This is a genomic window from Janibacter sp. HTCC2649 (assembly GCF_000152705.1).
GTDB lineage: Bacteria > Actinomycetota > Actinomycetes > Actinomycetales > Dermatophilaceae > Knoellia.
Window position 1 is genome coordinate 1,246,438 of sequence record NZ_CH672413.1, and the last position, 15,497, is coordinate 1,261,934.

A 15,497-nucleotide genomic window follows, 5' to 3' on the forward strand; every position below is an offset into this window, starting at 1 on the left:
GCCTCGTGCCGGCCGGTCATCGCGACTCCCCCATCCGCAGTTCCGTGGCCAGGTCAGAACCGGTGCGTCGCAACACCAGGACGCCGATCGCCGAGAGGACAGCCGTGACCGCGCCGGCCAGCAGGGCGATCCTCCCCCACGGGATGACGACGAGGACTTCGGGCACCTGGGCGTGTCCGTCACCGCCCACGAGATAGGGCACGACGACGTATGCGGCCGCCGCACCCATGGCGACGCCCACGAGCACGGTGAGCACGACGACGCTGATGCGCTCGAGGGTGAGGACACGACGGATTCGTGCGGGCGGCATACCCAACGCCAGAAGAATGGCGTTCTCGTGGTGGCGGGTTCGCGCGAGCGACGCTGTGGTCGCGGCGAAGCCGACCGCGGCGAGCACGAGCGCGGCACCGGTCACGAGCAGCATCGCGCCCTGCATGCCGGCGTTCACGGGATTGGTCCGTCGGGAGGCCTCGACCTCGGCGCGCACCACCACCGCGTCGGGCCGAACCCCCACTCCGCGGAGCTCCTTGGCCGCCGCTGCGGAGTCCGAGGGCGCGAGCCACCACTCCCGAGGCGGTGGCACGATCGTCGGCCAGCCCTGATCGACCCCTGGGCGGTCGGTCGTGGCATAGAGGGTGGGCAGGTCAAAGAGGACGGCACTCGTGGGATCGGCCGCTGTCGGGACCGAGTCCATGAGGCCCGTGACCCGGGCAGGCACCGACCGGCCCCGGATCGGCAGGGTCAAGGTCCCACCGACGCGAACGTCCAGCGCAGCGGCCAGAGCCCGGGTCATCACGACCGGAAGGTGGGTGGCCTTCGACGCAGCCGTGGTGAGTCTCAGGTCGGCGGACTGGGACTGGTCGGTGAGCTGGTCGGTCCCCGCCACGGTGCGACCATCGGCACGCAGGTCGGTGACCTCAAGCCCCAGGACGATGTTGGTGGGTCCCAGATCGCCCAGGCCGAAGGGCGTGGTGGAGAACCCGATGATCGACACGGGTTCGGCGAGGGCCAGATCGCCCTGGGGGAGGTCGATCTGGGTCGCGGTCGACACCCGGGTGATCTGCCCTGCGGCCACGCTCGTCACCATCCCTCGGCCGTCGCGCAGGAGAAGCTGACCCGTGCCGCTCAAGGTCCTGATGAAGTCGGCGTCACCAGCCCTGGCAACGATCCTGATCCTGAACGTCAACGCCTTGGTGTCCGCGGGCAGGGCCACGGTCGCCGGCGTCGGACGCTCACGCGCCAGGGCCGTCATGAGCTCAGGCCACGTGCCTCCTGCCAGCGTGTCGGGCCGCGGCTCGACGATGCGACCGGCCCGCGAGGCGTCCACTCCAAGAACGGTGAAACCTTCGACGGTCCGCAGGTCCTCGCTCTCACGCAGCACCGGCATGGCCCTGGCCGCTCCGCCTGCAGCCTGCTCGGCCAGGACGCGGCCCACCATCGTGTCGATCCGGACCGGGGCACCTGTCTCGAAGGCCGACTGGTCGGCGAGCGCGCGGTTGGCCGTCGCGACGTGCGCCAGTGCCAGCCCGCCCATCGCCACGCACAACAGGATGAGCAGGATGGTGCCTCCCTGGGCAGCGAGCCGTCGCGACAGCTGCCACGCGCCCCACGCCCGGTCGAGTCCGACGTGGCTCACCGAGACCCGCTCGACCTGGCGGGTGGCCCCGGGCAGCAGTCGCAGGCAGAGGACAGCCAGCCCGGCGATGACGCACGCCGGCGCCGCAATCGTCAGGGGGTCGACGGTCGTGGATCCCGCGACGTCATAGCGGCGCAGCTGCAGGACGGCGAGCACGCCGATGCCCACGAGGGCGAGATCGAGGCCGGACCCCGAGGCGAACTGCAGCGCCGCCGGAGTGCGACCGCCCGCACCGGAGGGCCCCCGACCCGGGTCGGTGCTCGTGCCCGAGCGTGCGCTGGTCACGACCACGACGAGGGTGGCCAGCAGCGCCATGGTCACGAGGGCGACCCAGAGTTGTCCGTTGCGCAGGGCGTCGGTGTAGGTCCCGGCGCTCAGCTCGACCTCCGCAGCTCGCCCGATGGCACGGGTCAACAGGGGCGCCAGGACGAGCGCACCCACAGCCCCTGTCCCGACGATGAGTCCGGAGTCAGCACACGCCAACAACGCGACCTGGCTCGTCGACATCCCTCGGGTGCGCATGAGCCGGGTCTCCTCCGCTCGCAACGACGCGAGCAGCCGCGCCGCCATGACCAGGGAGGCGGCACCGAGAAGGATGAGGAGGACAGTGGGTGTGAGCAGGGACGCCCGGATACGGGCGGCGACGAGCGAGGCGGCATCGAGGCGTGCGGTCAGACCAGTCTCGACGCGACCGCCGCTGATGACGGCCGACGCCGGAGCAGCTGACCCGGGCGCCGCGTCACGGTTGTCCCCGACGTCAACCCGCAGCTGCCTGAGGGTTTCGGTGACCGAGGCGCGCACATCCGAGACCGAGGCCGCCGTCGCCTCCTGGAAGCGGGTCGCGCCGCGCCAGGTGATCTGGGTCTTGCCCACCAGCCCCGTCTCGAACACGCCCGGCGCGAGCACCAAGGGGCCGTAGGTCGTGTAGTCGGTCGCGCTCACACCGACGGGACTGAGGGGGTCATCGAGCCAGATCGCCGCCAAGTGGTCCCGCACCCGGTAGGTGCCGACGATGGTGACGGTGAGGTCGGGGTCGGCCTCGTTCGTGAGGCTTCGGAGCACGAGGGTCTTGCCCGGGGCGAGCCCGAGCGCCGACGCCGCCTGTTCGGGTAGGGCCACCTCGATCACGGAGTCCGAGGCGGTGCGCCTGGCCCATCGCCCCTCGACGAGGTCCGTGTGCTCCTGCAACCCGGTGATGTCGGCGAGCTGGACGCGGGCCCGCGCGTCACCGCCACGGATGCCCCGGGCTGTCGGATAGGCCACGCGACTCACCGTCACGTCATCGGCCAGCGACTCCAGCCGGGGACGGACCACGGCATCGGCCGCAGGCAGGGACGCGGGGGTGATGGACGCATTGACGCTCACCGTGCTGTCGGCGAGAACCGTGCCCGATGGTCCGGCACCGAGGCTCGACCGCGCCCCCGCATCGGAGATCGCCCCGGACAGCAGCTGCAGGGTGGCGACGACGACCATCGACATCAGTGCCGCGACGACGACGGCAGTGAGGGCGAGCGGGTGGGTACGCAGGCGTCGGCGCAGCAGCGTCAGCACACCCATCCCCCGGCCTCCTTGCCGCCCTGGCCGCCCTACCGGCCGATCCCCGTCAACCTACTTCTGCGCAACGCCCGTGAAGGCTCACGCCGTCGATCGATTCCGGTTCGTGACGTTCTGCCGTTGGAGGCCGGTCAGGGGAAAACGAGATCGGGTATGCCGGGTGCAGACACGGTGACCGTGTCCCGTTCGAGGTTGGCCGAGACCGTGATGCCGCGGTGTCGCATCTCGAAGGTGGCGCCGCCGTCGGTGATCGCGCACGAGACGTCCGCGAACCGGGTCTCGCCCGCGCCGAGGACCTCGCGACGCAGCTGGATGAGCTGGCGGTACCACTCGAGCACCGTGGCGTGGGGCTGCGATGCGAGCTCCTCCCATCGGAGCACGCTGACGTCGCGGGTCGCTCGGGACTGGGGGTCGGGCACGTCAACCGCGGCCCAGCCGTGGCCTCCGAACTCCGCGCGACGTCCGGCCCGCACGGCCTCGGCCATGCCCTCGTCGGTGAAGTCGGTGAAGAACTGCCACGGCGACGATGCCGCGAACTCCTCGCCCATGAAGATCATCGGCGTGCCCGGTCCGAGGAGATAGAGCGCAGCTCCGATGGCGACCCGGCCGGGCGTGATGCTGGCCCCGATGCGGTCGCCGGTCGCGCGGTTGCCGACCTGGTCGTGGGTCTGGAGGTAGGTGACGAGGCGGCGGCCGTCGAGCGCATCGACGTCGACCGGCTTGCCCCACGCCCGGTCACGGAACGTCGACCAGCTGCCGTCGTGGAGGAAGCCGCGGGTGAGCACGTGTGCCAGCACGTCGAGTGGTCCACCGTCCGGCAGGGTGCGAGTTCCACCACCGAAGTCCTCGTAATAGCCCTGCGTCTCACCGGTGAGGGCGACGTGCAGCCCGTGGTGGACGTCATCGGCCCACTGCGCTGTCATGCCCAGACCTCCCTCGGGCGTCGAGGTGACCATCGTCGTGTTGTTGAGGTCGCTCTCGGCGATGAGGTCGAGCGGTCGGCCGAGCTGATCAGCCAGTGCTGCAACGGAATCCGAGAGCTCGACGAGCAGGTGGCGCTCACCCTCATCGATGAGCGCATGCACGGCGTCCAGCCGCAGCGCGTCGACGTGGAAGTCGCGCAACCAGCGCAGTGCGTTGTCGATGATGAACGCGCGCACCTCGTCGGAGCCCGGGGCGTCGAGATTGACCGCCGGCCCCCACGGTGTCTGGTGGCTCTGGGTGAAGTAGGGGCCGAACCGGCCGAGGTAGTTGCCGCTCGGCCCGAGGTGGTTGTAGACGACGTCGAGGCAGACCCCGAGCCCACGAGCGTGGCAGGCGTCGACGAACCGCTGGAAGGCGGCCGGCCCACCGAGGGCGTCTTGGACGGCATACAGGTCCACGCCGTCGTAGCCCCAGCCCCACCGCCCCGGAATCGCCGCGACGGGCAACACCTCGACGACGTCGACACCGAGCTCGACGAGGTGGTCGAGCCGCTCGACTGCCGCGTCGAACGTGCCTTCATGGGTGAACGTGCCGATGTGGCACTCATAGATGACTCCGCCGAGGGTGCCGGCGCCGTCGCGGGGGCCTCGCCAGTCGGTGTCGGTCCAGTCGTGGGCGGTGACCTCGAACTGGCGGCTCGGCCCGTCGACACCGTGTGGCTGCCAGGCGCTGCGCGGGTCCGGGAGCGCGGGCTCCTCGCCATCGAGCACGAAGGCATAGTCAAAGGCCGGGTATGCCGTGTGGTCGCCGTCCCAGCGCCACCAGCCTCCGTCGCCACGCAACATGGGTTCGCGGGTCGGGGTGTCACCAGGAGCGCCGAAGTCGATCTCGACACTGGTCGCGTCGGGAGCCCACACCTCGATCATGACGCCCTCACCAACAGGGCAACGGGCAGGTCGGAGAGGAGGTCAGCCAAGGATGCGCTGCCAGAGAACGCGCCAGTTCCGCTGTCGGACAGCAGGTTTCGCCATTCACCCTCTGGCAGGGACAGGGTGGCATCGCCCCAGCCGCCCGAGGCAGCAAGCCGGTCGGCTTCTCGTGTGATGACGGCGACCACGTTCGAGCCCGACGCATCACCGCGAGCGAGTGCCAGGGCGTGGTCCGTGGAGCCGGCGAGACCTGAGTAGGTCGCGTCCTCGCCGACGAACGAGTCAGCATTCTCGAGCCGGAGCCGGAGGGCCGCCGCGGTGACGAGCAGCTTCTCGTCGTCGAGGTCCCGCGGTCGCTCCCCTGCATCAAGTCGTGCCAGACGAGCAACTCGGTCGGGATAGTCGACAGCACCCCGGTTGTCGGGGTCCACGAGGGTGAGCACCTGCAGCTCGGCCCCCTGGTAGACGTCCGGCACCCCGACGGTGACGAGCTGGAGCAGCTTCTGTGCGAGGACGTTGGCCCGCACCGATGCAGTGTGCGCCGACAGCCAGGTCTCGACGTGCGTGGCAACGGCCGGGTCCGCGACGACGGAGCATGCGAAGCTCACGACTGCGGCCTCGTAGTTGGCATCACCGTCAACCCACGCCGTGTGATCCTTGGCCTCCCGGATCGCCTTGAGGACATAGCCCTCGATGCGGTCCGGTGTGATGGGCCAGGTGCCGAGGACGGTCTGCCAGACAAGGTACTCCGTCGCAGGATCGAGCTCCGAGCCACGCTGTGCCGCAGTGAGATTCGACGCCTCGTGGACCCACGCCGACCACTCGACCGCACTCTCGGCAATCGTCATGAGACGAGCCCGGACGTCCTCGGAGCGCTTGGTGTCGTGCGTCGTGAGGGTCGTCATCGTCGTCGGCCAGGTGACCTGCTGCTGGCCGGCGAACGCATGGAACTCCTCGGCGCCGATGGACAGGTGAGACGGATGACCACCGACCTCGTTGGCCCCGGTCATCCGCGACCACCGATAGAACGCCGTGTCTTCGATGCCCTTGGCCATGACCGGACCACACGTCTGCTGGAACCGCACCATGAAGTCATTCACGATCGAGGAGTCGCCGCCAGCAGGCACCTCCCCGCGAGCCAGGGCGAGGACCTGGTCGAGGTCGCCATGCACCGCAGGTTGAAGTCGCGCCCGCGCCCGCTCGCCAGCGGCGTCGAGGACGGCGAGCTGTTCAGGGTCCTGCACTCCATCGGGCACCAGGTAGGCACGGTAGCGATCCATCGACACGAGGACGGCCTCGAGGGCGCTCCGCATCCCGACTGGATCACGTTCAGGGACAACCGCTTCGACGAGGCGCATGAGCCGGTTGACCTCAGCAGCCTGAACCGTTTCGACGACGAGCTGCTTGGACTCGAGCACGACGTCGTCGAGGGACGTGCGGCCCGCCGGCGAGTGCTCGGACCAGAGACGGTCCAGTTCCGCGTCCCCCGCCCCAGAGGTCAGCACCTGCTGCACGCGCAGCATCGTGTCGTAGCCCGTGGTCCCGGCGCACCGCCACGACTGCGGCAGCTGCTCCTCGCCCTCGAGAATCTTCTCGGCGACGACCCACGCGCCATCGGTGGCGTCGGCGAGCCGGGCGAGATAGCTCCCCGGGTCGGCCAAGCCGTCGGGGTGGTCGATCCGGAAACCGTCGATCGACCCGTCGCGGAACAGGGTCAACAACAGTTCGTGGGTGGCGTCGAACACGGCTGGGTCCTCGACCCGCACGGCCTTGAGCGAGGTCACGTCGAAGAAGCGGCGATAGTTCAGCTCGGCCGCACCATCACGCCAGTCAGTGAGCCGATAGTGCTGTGCTGCAACCAGATCGGCGAGGTCCAGGTGCTCGGTTCCGGGGGCCACGGGGTACTCGTGGTCGTAGTAGCGCAGCACGGTCTCGTCCTCGTTCGCCCCGCCATCCGACGCCACGGTCAACGCCCCTGCCGCCAGGACCGCTTCGAGCGGCTCACCCAGCACGGGCATGAGGATCCGCCCGTCGTGGACGTCCCAGTCGACGTCGAACCAGTTCGCCGTCGCCGACTCCCGACCGCCCCGCAAGAACGTCCACAACGCGGCGTTGAGGTACGCCGCGTCCGGCACAGTCATGTGGTTGGGGACGACGTCGACGATGATCCCGAGCCCCTCGCGGTGTGCTGCCGCGACCAGCCGGTCGAACGCCTCTCGTCCACCCGCCTCCGCGTTCAACGAGGAATGGTCGACGACGTCATAGCCGTGCGTCGAGCCCGGCGCCGGTTGCAGGATCGGAGACAGATAGAGGTGCGAGACACCCAACGACGCGATGTGTGCCGCCTGCTCGGCTGCCGCGTCGAACCCGAACCCACCGTGGATCTGGAGTCGGTAGGTGGAGGTCGGCACAGCGCGACGGGAGTCGCGCACGACAACGGGGGCGGACGGCATACGCATCAGGCCTGGCGCTCGGAGGTGGCCGCTCCGACCGTGTGGATGACCTTCTCGCGCGGGGCGCGAAGGACCACGACGGCGCGGGATCCAACGACGACCTGCGAGCCGGCCTCGTGCCAGCCCGGATCGACCACATCAGCGCACGTGTCGATCTCGGTGACCCAGCGCTCGCCCCACTCGGTCGCGGGGATGGTGAAGGACGCCTGTTCGTCGTCGGCGTTGAAGAAGACGAGGAAGTCGTCGTCGGTGATGATCTGACCGCGCGTGTCGGGTTCGTGGATGGCACCACCGTTGAGCCACATCGCGACCTGCAGGGTGTCGCCGTCCCAGCCGAACTCGTCCATGGGCTCACCCGAGGGCTGCAACCAGTAGATGTCGCCCAACGTCGACTGCCCGCCATGGTCGGCCGATCCGGCGAAGAAGCGCCGGCGGCGGAAGACCGGGTGGGTTTGCCGGAGCTTGACGACGGCCTTGGTGAACTCCAGCAGCTGGAGCTGGTCGTCGTCGAGCTCCCAGTCGACCCACGCGGTCTCGTTGTCCTGGCAGTAGACGTTGTTGTTGCCGCCCTGGGTGCGCCCGATCTCGTCGCCGTGGCTGATCATCGGCACTCCCTGGGAGAGCAGCAGCGTGGTGGTGAAGTTGCGCAGCTGACGCAGTCGGAGCGCTCGGATCTCGGGGTCGTCGGTGGGACCCTCGACGCCGTGGTTCCACGAGCGGTTGTGGCCCTCGCCGTCGTTGCCGTCCTCGCCGTTGGCCTCGTTGTGCTTCTCGTCGTAGGACACGACGTCGCGCAGCGTGAACCCGTCGTGGGCGGTGATGAAGTTGATCGACGCGATCGGCTTGCGGCCGCTGTGCTCATAGAGGTCGCTCGACCCGGTGATGCGAGAAGCGAACTCTCCCAACGTTGCTGGCACACCGCGCCAGAAGTCGCGGACCGTGTCGCGGTACTTGCCGTTCCACTCCGTCCACAGCGGCGGGAAGTTGCCGACCTGGTAGCCGCCGTCGCCGACGTCCCACGGCTCGGCGATGAGCTTCACCTGGGAGATCACCGGGTCCTGCTGGATGATGTCGAAGAAGGCCGAGAGCTTGTCCACCTCGTGGAACTGGCGGGCCAGGGTCGCTGCGAGGTCGAAGCGGAAGCCGTCGACGTGCATCTCGGTGACCCAGTAGCGCAGCGAATCCATGATCAGCTGGAGGACGTGCGGGCTGCGCATGAGCAGGCTGTTGCCGGTCCCGGTGGTGTCGTAATAGTGCTGCTTGTCGGAGTCGACCAGCCGGTAGTAGCTCGCGTTGTCGATCCCCCGGAAGCAGATCGTCGGGCCGAACTCGTTGCCCTCGGCCGTGTGGTTGTAGACCACGTCGAGGATGACCTCGATGTCGACCTCGTGGAGAGCCTTGACCATCGCCTTGAACTCGGTGACCTGCTGGCCCTGCTGCCCCTGCGCGTAGGAGTTGTGCGGCGCGAGGAACCCGATCGTGTTGTAGCCCCAGTAGTTCGTCAGACCCTTGGCCTGGAGCGAGGTGTCCTGGACGAACTGGTGCACGGGCATGAGCTCGATGGCGTTGATGCCGAGCGACTTGAGGTGGTCGGTGATGACCGGGTGACCGATCGCGGCATACGTCCCACGGATCTCCTCGGGCAGGTCCGGGTGCGTCATCGTGAGGCCCTTGACGTGCGCCTCGTAGATGACGGTGTCGTGGTACTCGTGGCGCGGCGGACGGTCGTGGCCCCAGTCGAAGTAGGGGTTGATGACGACGCTGAGCATCGTCTTGCCGAGGGAGTCCTCGGTGTTGCGCGTCGCGGGCTCCATGAAGTCGTACGAGAAGATCGCCTGGTCGTCCGAGACCTGCCCCTCGATCGCCTTGGCGTAGGGGTCGAGCAGCAGCTTGCTCGGGTCGCACCGGTGCCCGGCCTCGGGCTCGTAGGGCCCGTGCACCCGGTAGCCGTAGCGCTGCCCCGGTTGAAGGCTCGGGAGGTAGCAGTGCCAGACGAAGTGGTCGACCTCCGGCACCTCGATGCGCGTCTCCACCCCCTCGTCGTCGATCAGGCACAGCTCGACGCGCTCGGCGATTTCGCTGAAGAGGGCGAAGTTCACCCCACTGCCGTCGTACGTTGCACCCAGGGGGTATGCCGTTCCGGGCCAGATCTCCATGGCCACCTTCCGCGTTGCGTCTTCTGTCATGACTCCTCACACAGGACAACGGCGGCCCACGTGGCGCGAGCGGCAGCAGTCCGAGGACGCCGCTGGGTAGGGTTCGCGCAGTGATCCAACCTACCGAACTCCACGACCCCCGGAGGACCACCGTGAGCAACACCCGCACCGCCGTCGTCACCGGAGCCGCCCGCGGGATCGGCGCCGCGACCGCGCACCGCCTCGCCAAGGACGGATATGCCGTCGCCGTGGTCGACCTCGACGAGGCCGCCTGTGAGGTGGTGGCCGCGTCCATCCGCGAGGCCGGAGGGTCGGCACTGGGCGTGGGCATCGACGTGACCGACGGCGAGCAGGTCGCCGCCGGAGTGGCCCGCATCGCGGACGAGCTCGGCGCACCGGTCGTCCTCGTCAACAACGCCGGCATCATCCGCGACAACCTGCTCTTCAAGATGACCGAGTCCGACTGGGACTCCGTCATCAACGTCCACCTGCGTGGGGCGTTCCTCATGGCGAAGGCCTGCCAGGCCCACATGACCGCCGAGAAGTTCGGGCGCATCGTCAACCTCTCGTCGTCCTCCGCCCAGGGCAACCGGGGCCAAGCCAACTACTCCGCGGCCAAGGCTGGGCTCCAGGGCTTCACCAAGACCCTCGCCATCGAGCTGGGCAAGTTCGGCGTCACGGCCAACGCCGTCGCGCCCGGCTTCATCCAGACCGACATGACGGCCGCCACGGCCGAGCGCATGGGCGTCTCGTTCGAGGACTTCCTCGCGCACGCCGCCTCGCAGACCCCGGTGCAGCGGGTCGGGCAGCCCGAGGACATCGCGGCGACGATCTCGTTCCTGTGCTCCGAGGAGGCCGGCTTCGTGTCCGGTCAGGTCATCTACGTGGCTGGTGGACCCCTCGACTGACGCGGCGCCCCAGGCCCAGCTCCGCGAGCGCGACGACACTGGACGGGACCGATCGCTCGACGTCGCCAAGGGCCTCGCGATCACGGCCATCGTCGTGTCGCACGTCCTGCGGGGCCTCGCTGCGGGTGACGACCTGCCGCGCACGTCCGCGGCGTTCCTCGAGATGGACGACGGGCTCTACTCGTGGCACGTCGCCGTGTTCGCGCTGGTGGCCGGGGTGTTCCTGCGCCCGAGTGTGGAGAAGCGTGGGCGGCTCGCCTACCTGCGGCCGCGGGTCGTCCTCTTCGCCTACCTCTACGTCGTCTGGACCGTGATCCAGGCGGGGATCCAGTTCCTCACCGGCGCCGCGAAGAACGGCACCGAGGACGTCGACGGGTTCTTCACCGCGTTTCCCGTCGCCTACGGGCAGCTCTGGTGGCTCGGGTTCATGGTCATGGCGACCCTCGCGGGAACGCTCGTGCGTCCTTGGCTCACCCGTGCGCGAGCGCTGGCGTCGACCCTCACGGTCCTTGCCGTCTCCCTCGTCGCATGGGGGTGGACGGGACCGTGGCTCTTCGAGGAGGGCGTGGCCCTGCTCATCTTCTTCTGGGTGGGAGTGCTCGCCGGTCGGATGGGCCTGTCCCGCCTCACGACATCGAGCTGGACTCCGTGGGTCGCCGGGGTGGGCGTGGCCGTGGGTGTTGGGCTGCTCGTCCTCACCGACCCCATGCCGCCCAGCTCGTGGATCGGACCGCGGACCGCCAGTGCCGTCGCTCTCGGTGTCGTGACGTCGGGCGCACTGTGTGCGGGTGCCCTCGGCCTCTCGGGCCTGTTGTCGCGCACCCCTCTCGTCCGACCCTTGAGCCTGCTCGGTGAGCGTTCGCTCGAGATCTTCCTGGGACACCTCGTGGCCCTCACCGTTGCCCGCTCGGTCCTGGGTCAGCTCGGTGTGGAGAGCATGGTCACGCAGATCGCTGTGGGCATCGCCGCCGGACTCTCACTGCCCCTCGGCCTCTGGTGGCTGGGTCGTCGCATCGGATTCCCGTGGCTGTTCGCGAGCCCCTGGAAGTGACCCCTTCCGAAAGTACTTGACCACTTGGTTAATTATCCGTTAGGTTAACAACGTGATCGACGCCCTCAGCACCACGTTCGCGGCCCTGGCCGACCCGACGAGACGGGCCATCCTGGCTCGCCTCTCCTCGGGAGACGCCACGGTCGGTGAGCTCGCTGAGCCGTTCGCCATGTCACTGCCGGCAATCTCGAAGCACCTCACGGTCCTCGAGCGCGCCGGTCTCATCACCAAGAGCCGAGATGGGCAGCGGCGCCACTGCCGCATCTCGGTCGCCCCACTCAAGGACGCGACGTCGTGGCTCGAGCTCTACCGCCAGCACTGGGAAGAGCAGTTCGACAACCTCGGCAGCTACCTCGCCACCATCCAGCAGCCCTCCGACGAGGGCACCACTCGAAGGACATCCGAATGAGCAGCACTGAGTCCGTTCAGCAGGCCACGGCCGCCCACGAGCGCGCCACCATCACCACCGAGGGATCGGAGATGGTCATCACCCGCACCTTCCCCGCACCTGCGGACCTCGTCTTCGAGGCCATGACCAACCCCGAGCACATTCGCAAGTGGTGGGGAGCCGGCCACGGCACCATGACCGTCTGCGAGGTGGACCTTCGTGAAGGCGGGGCCTGGCACTTCGCCCAGACCGCCGGATCCAGCGGCGACGAGGTCTCGTTCTCCGGCCACTACACGACCATCGACCGCCCGGGCCACCTCGTGCACACGGAGCGCTTCGACAACATCGACAGCCCCTACTCCCTCATCGACACGACCTACACCGAAGAGGCAGGGAAGACGACACTGCGGGCAACCATCACCTACGACTCCCCCGAGACGGTCCAGATGGTCCTCGACTCCGGCATGGAGTCCGGGATGCAGAGCTCCTACGACGCCATCGACGACGTGGTGCTCGCGCTGGCCGGCGAAGCCGCCTAGGCAGAGCGAGTCGAGAGGAGAGAACACGCCGTATGCCGGCCGGCATACGCAGCGTGTTCTCTCCTCTCGACCGGGCCTGTGGATGACGCCACGGCCAGTTTCCCGATTTTGGCCATCCTCGGTGGATGCAGGTGTCACCCCTCCCCGAGGAAGTCGCGGCCGGACCGTTCAGCACGGCCCGGGCCCGCGAGCTCGGCGTGGGGGCGCCACGCCTGCGTCGACGTGATCTCGAGCATCCGACGCGGGGCGCCCATGTCCTCAGCATGCCGAACACCCTCAGCGCGCGCCGCGGCACACGCGGTGGGTATGCCGTCCGATCGGGCCTATTCGCACGTCACCTCTGCCGTGCTGCAGTCCCTGCCGCTTCCCAGTTTCCTCGAGGAGGAGGCCGCGACCGGACCGCTCCACGTGATCGCACGAACGAGCGACGGGCGGGTGGTACGCAAGGGCTGTGTGGGACACCGAGGCCTCGAACTCCGCTCGACCATCGACGTCGACGGCGTGCGAGCCGTGGGCCCAGCCGATACCTGGGTGGATCTTGGCGAATTGCGCCGAGGGCGACTGACGCTCGACGACCTCGTCGTGGTCGGAGATGCTGTGGTCGCCCGCATCGATCACGAGTCAGGGGTCGAGGTGCCGTCCGGATCACACACCTCATCTGGAACGCGCGCTCTCCTCCAAGCCCTTCACGCACGCGTGCGACCGCGCGGCAAGGTGCTGTTGAGTCAGGCCCTGGAACTCATTCGCCCCAGGGTCCGCTCGCCCATGGAGAGCCGGGCCAGGCTGATGTTCGTGCACGCGGGCGTGCGTGAGTTGTTCGCCGAGGACGTCTACCGACGACCGCGCCGAGTCGGGACCATGGAGGCGGTGGCCCTGATGCTCGGGCTCGACCCCTCAACCCTGATGATCACCTGACCCACAGCAGTCGAGAGGAGAGAACGCGCCGTATGCCGGCCGGCATACGCAGCGTGTTCTCTCCTCTCGACTGGCGGGGCGCCAGGTCAGAGGCCGAACTCATGCCGGCCCTTCGTCACCTCCGCCACGGCCGAGGACTCATCCTTCGCCCTCAACCTGCGCTGCGCTTTCCTCAGAGGCCGAGGTCGCGGCCGATGAGTTCCTTCATGATCTCGTTCGTGCCGGCCCAGATCTTGTTGATGCGGGCGTCGCGCCAGGCGCGAGCGACGCGGTACTCGTTCATGTAGCCATAGCCACCGTGCAGCTGGACGCACTCGTCGAGGACCTTGCTCTGGGTCTCGGCGGCCCACCACTTGGCCTTGGCGGCATCCACGGCGGTGAGCTTGCCCTCAGCGTGCGCCACGACACAGTCATCGATGTAGGCCTGGGCGACCTCGATCATCGTCACGAGCTCGGCAATCTTGAACTTGTTGTGCTGGAACGAGCCGATGGGCTGGCCGAAGGCCTTGCGCTCCTTGGCGTACTCGATCGTCTCCTCGAGGATCTGGCCCGCGTGCGCGATGCAGCCGATGGCGTTGCCCAGACGCTCCTGGGGGAGCTTCTGCATCATCGTGATGAAGCCCATGCCCTCGGGGCCGAGCAGGCGGTCGGCGGGCAGCCGGACGTTCTCGAAGAAGAGCTCGGACGTGTCGGACTCGGGCTGACCCACCTTGTCGAGCGGCTTGCCCTTGGAGAAGCCCTCGTCGGTGGCCTCGAGGACGAACAGCGAGATGCCCTTGGCGCCCTTGGTCGGGTCCGTGCGGGCCGCAACCACGGCGAGGTCGCACTGGTAGCCGTTTGTGATGAAGGTCTTGGAGCCGTTGAGGATCCAGTCACCACTGCCGTCGTCAGCCTTGACGGCGTTCGACTTGAGGGCTGCGAGGTCGGAGCCACCCGAAGGCTCGGTCATGCCGATGGACATGATCGTCTCGCCGGTCGCGACCTGCGGAAGCCAGCGAGCCTTCTGCTCCTGCGTTCCCATGGCGACGAGGTAGGGGGCCGTGATGTCCGCGTGGATGCCGAAGCAGGACGAGACAGCGACGTTGAACTTCGCCAGCTCCTCGGCCAGGACGGCGTTGAAGCGGTAGTCGTCGATGCCCGCTCCGCCGAACTCCTCGGGGATGGTGAGACCGAAGAAGCCCTGCTTGCCGGCCTCGATCCAGATGTCACGCGCAATGGTGTGGTCGCGAATCATCTCCTCGGCACGGGGCTTGAGGGTCCGCTCGACGAACTCACGGGCAGAGCTCCGGAAGGCCTCGTGATCGTCGTCGTAGATGTTGCGGGGCATGACACTCCTCGAAAGAAATCCAGTTGACTAAGCGCTTGCTTAGTCAACCGGGCCTCAGGCATGCTGTCAACATGTCGGCCACCACAGGAGCTCCGCTGTCGGAGCAGAGCATCCTCGCGACCCTCGAAGACTCCGGCGACACGGCCGGCGCCACCGTGCTGCGGCTCATGATGGCCGCCGCCGACGCGTTCTCGCAGAGGGGATTCCACGCGACGACAACCCGCGACATCGCCTCGCGTGCGGGCTTGTCGCCCGCCGGGGTCTATGTGCACTTCTCGTCCAAGGAAGACCTGCTCTTCCAGCTGAGTCGCCGCGGACACCAGACAGCTCGCGACCAGCTCGTGGCCGCCGCCGATGCCGCCGCCTCTCCGACCGACGCCCTGCGCTCGATCATCGCGGGCTTCTCGAAATGGCATGCAGAGCACCACCAGCTCGGGCGGATCGTCCAGTACGAGTTCCGCCACCTCACCCCCGAGCACCGCGACACGGTGCTCACCCTGCGCAAGGAGATCGACGAGGTCGTGCGCGGAGTGCTCCGGGACGGTGTGGCACGCGGAGAGTTCGAGGTCGAGGACGTCTCGGCGACCGCCCTGGCCCTGCTCTCGCTCGCGGTGGACGTGGCCCGGTGGTACTCCCCCGAGATCCGGCGCACCCCCGACGACATTGCCCGCACCAACGGGGACCTTGCAGTCCGGCTCGTCACCCGCCGATAGGCTC

General features: G+C 68.4%; 11 protein-coding genes. 6 read left to right on the plus strand and 5 right to left on the minus strand.

The features are described from left to right. Window positions 1–16: 16 nt before the first annotated feature. The 4 genes from JNB_RS05925 to glgX all read right to left on the minus strand — a co-directional run bounded on the left by JNB_RS05925 (window position 17) and on the right by glgX (window position 9,652). The gene (locus tag JNB_RS05925; protein ID WP_009775512.1) at window positions 17–3,193 is read right to left on the minus strand and encodes an FtsX-like permease family protein; all 3,177 of its coding nucleotides are present in this window, start codon (window positions 3,191–3,193) and stop codon (window positions 17–19) included. Between the two features lie 128 nt (window positions 3,194–3,321). After that, window positions 3,322–5,040, minus strand: coding sequence for a malto-oligosyltrehalose trehalohydrolase (treZ, locus tag JNB_RS05930; protein WP_009775513.1), 1,719 nt, complete (start codon window positions 5,038–5,040; stop codon window positions 3,322–3,324). Then, the gene (treY, locus tag JNB_RS05935; RefSeq protein WP_009775514.1) at window positions 5,037–7,496 is read right to left on the minus strand and encodes a malto-oligosyltrehalose synthase; all 2,460 of its coding nucleotides are present in this window, start codon (window positions 7,494–7,496) and stop codon (window positions 5,037–5,039) included. Before treY ends, treZ begins: the two co-directional genes overlap by 4 nt. Window positions 7,497–7,501: 5 nt before the next feature. After that, on the minus strand, window positions 7,502–9,652 hold the full coding sequence (glgX, locus tag JNB_RS05940) for a glycogen debranching protein GlgX (protein WP_009775515.1): 2,151 nt from the start codon (window positions 9,650–9,652) through the stop codon (window positions 7,502–7,504). A gap of 152 nt (window positions 9,653–9,804) precedes the next feature. Between glgX and fabG the strand changes: the two genes are divergently transcribed. From fabG to JNB_RS20335, 5 genes are all read left to right on the plus strand, one after another. Next, window positions 9,805–10,560, plus strand: coding sequence for a 3-oxoacyl-ACP reductase FabG (gene fabG, locus JNB_RS05945; protein ID WP_009775516.1), 756 nt, complete (start codon window positions 9,805–9,807; stop codon window positions 10,558–10,560). Further along, window positions 10,544–11,611 (plus strand): acyltransferase, encoded by a 1,068-nt coding sequence (locus tag JNB_RS05950; protein WP_009775517.1) that lies wholly within the window; start codon window positions 10,544–10,546, stop codon window positions 11,609–11,611. The genes fabG and JNB_RS05950 overlap by 17 nt, the downstream gene beginning before the upstream one ends. A gap of 52 nt (window positions 11,612–11,663) precedes the next feature. Continuing rightward, window positions 11,664–12,020 (plus strand): helix-turn-helix transcriptional regulator, encoded by a 357-nt coding sequence (locus tag JNB_RS05955; RefSeq protein ID WP_009775518.1) that lies wholly within the window; start codon window positions 11,664–11,666, stop codon window positions 12,018–12,020. Beyond that, on the plus strand, window positions 12,017–12,538 hold the full coding sequence (locus JNB_RS05960) for an SRPBCC family protein (protein WP_009775519.1): 522 nt from the start codon (window positions 12,017–12,019) through the stop codon (window positions 12,536–12,538). Before JNB_RS05955 ends, JNB_RS05960 begins: the two co-directional genes overlap by 4 nt. 306 nt (window positions 12,539–12,844) lie before the next feature. Continuing rightward, a complete protein-coding gene (locus tag JNB_RS20335) occupies window positions 12,845–13,453 on the plus strand; it encodes a hypothetical protein (RefSeq protein ID WP_009775521.1) in 609 nt (202 codons plus the stop codon). Between the two features lie 172 nt (window positions 13,454–13,625). Here JNB_RS20335 and JNB_RS05970 read toward each other — a convergent pair whose 3' ends face one another. Then, a complete protein-coding gene (locus JNB_RS05970) occupies window positions 13,626–14,780 on the minus strand; it encodes an acyl-CoA dehydrogenase family protein (protein WP_009775522.1) in 1,155 nt (384 codons plus the stop codon). Window positions 14,781–14,851: 71 nt separating this feature from the next. Between JNB_RS05970 and JNB_RS05975 the strand changes: the two genes are divergently transcribed. Further along, entirely contained in the window at window positions 14,852–15,493 is a 642-nt protein-coding gene (locus JNB_RS05975; protein ID WP_009775523.1) for a TetR/AcrR family transcriptional regulator, read from the plus strand. Window positions 15,494–15,497 lie beyond the last annotated feature (4 nt).